This is a genomic window from Microcystis sp. LE18-22.4A (assembly GCF_027531105.1).
Classification (GTDB): domain Bacteria; phylum Cyanobacteriota; class Cyanobacteriia; order Cyanobacteriales; family Microcystaceae; genus Microcystis; species Microcystis aeruginosa.
This window is the reverse complement of sequence record NZ_JAPZRB010000235.1, coordinates 1-1,331: the sequence shown is the minus strand read 5'-3', so window position 1 is coordinate 1,331 and position 1,331 is coordinate 1. Positions and strand designations below refer to the sequence as shown.

3 protein-coding genes are annotated in these 1,331 nt (G+C 36.7%); all 3 read right to left on the bottom strand.

The annotated features are described in order from the left end of the window. Positions 1 to 131 precede the first annotated feature (131 nt). The 3 genes from O9295_RS10885 to O9295_RS10875 are packed head-to-tail and all read right to left on the bottom strand — an operon-like array spanning position 132 to position 939. The gene (locus O9295_RS10885; protein ID WP_288032938.1) at positions 132 to 200 is read right to left on the bottom strand and encodes a hypothetical protein; all 69 of its coding nucleotides are present in this window, start codon (positions 198 to 200) and stop codon (positions 132 to 134) included. A gap of 38 nt (positions 201 to 238) precedes the next feature. Then, the gene (locus O9295_RS10880; RefSeq protein WP_002756072.1) at positions 239 to 664 is read right to left on the bottom strand and encodes a type II toxin-antitoxin system VapC family toxin; all 426 of its coding nucleotides are present in this window, start codon (positions 662 to 664) and stop codon (positions 239 to 241) included. A 35-nt stretch (positions 665 to 699) separates the two neighbouring features. Continuing rightward, positions 700 to 939: a hypothetical protein gene (locus O9295_RS10875; RefSeq protein ID WP_061433369.1), complete on the bottom strand. Its 240-nt coding sequence runs from the start codon at positions 937 to 939 to the stop codon at positions 700 to 702. Positions 940 to 1,331: the final 392 nt, after the last annotated feature.

Genomic DNA, 1,331 nt, shown 5'->3' with positions numbered 1-1,331 from the left:
GCTAATTATAAATTATACAGAGGTAGCAGCGGCTAAGTCTGGGTACTGGCAGTGCGGGACGGTGCTATGGCGATTTGATTACCCTATTCAGAAATCTTTGTCAAGTACAATTTATACCAAATTAGATGAGCTTACCCTGCTTCTGTGTACCTGCCTTGGGAATTGTACAAGTATGCTAAATTGTTGAGGAAAGTTGCCACAGAGGGATGATTGTCTCCTAAGAGTAGTTTTGTCAAATCTAATGTAACTCTATATTTTGAAATAAAATGAAAAATCCTTCTTGTGTAAAATGCTTATCGTGGGTAAGAATTTCATTTATATTCATTTGGCGCATTGTTTGCATGGATATACAATCTGTTAAGCTGTAATCTTTATCTGGACGATTTTGATATAAATCTAATCCTGATTGGAACGTCTGATGAGTTTGAGGTATAACTAAGATTTGGGGATTATTTTGTAAGCCTCTAATAACTTGTAAGGTTTTTCGTCTAACTGACATTCCATAAGCAGATAGATTGTTGAAAACTTCAATAAAGACTTCATCGGTTGTCACTATTGTTACCTGCTGGAGTTTCCTTGTCATTTCTATAGCTTTCTCATGCCAATCATCACGATTGTTAATGAGAGCAACCCAATAAAATGTGTCTGCAAAGATGGTTTTCATTGCTATGATGCTATAAACTTTAGTTTCGGCTTTGCTTAGGATTTGGGAACTCCATAAAGATAATGATCATGCTGATTAGCAAGATCTATAGGCAACTTTTCTAAGTCGTCATTGTCTAATGGTATCTCTTCCAGAAGCTTTAATATTGCCTCCCCTACATTACTTTCAGATTTAGCATAACTAGCTTGTGCTGAAAGGAGGAAGTTTAAAGTTTCTTCTATTAAAGAATCTGGTGCTTGTTCAATCTCTTGTAATAGTCTCTCTTTAGTATTCATGGTTTTATTCCTTGCTAATCAGTTATCAGTCATCAGTGATTAATTCAATTATAGTCGATGATAGGTGGTGCGTGAGGACGGATTGTTAGCTTGAAGTTAAAGCGGAAATTTTGGCCGTCTAACTAGGTTTTACTAAATCTGGATGTTGTTAAATTTTCTCTTGACAAAGGCGACTTGACAGGATACTATATTCATAATGGAAAATCCGTGCGCCTACAGACCCTCTTTTCCAACGCTCTTAACTATGATTAGTTCATTCAATCGCTCTTCATCTCTAATCCACTCTTAACTAGCTCCCTAATCACAGTCCATCAGATGATTACATCAACCACTGTCGATGGTGGTGGTGGGTTACTGGACTAGGTAATAGGTGTAGGGGTAATTCATGAATT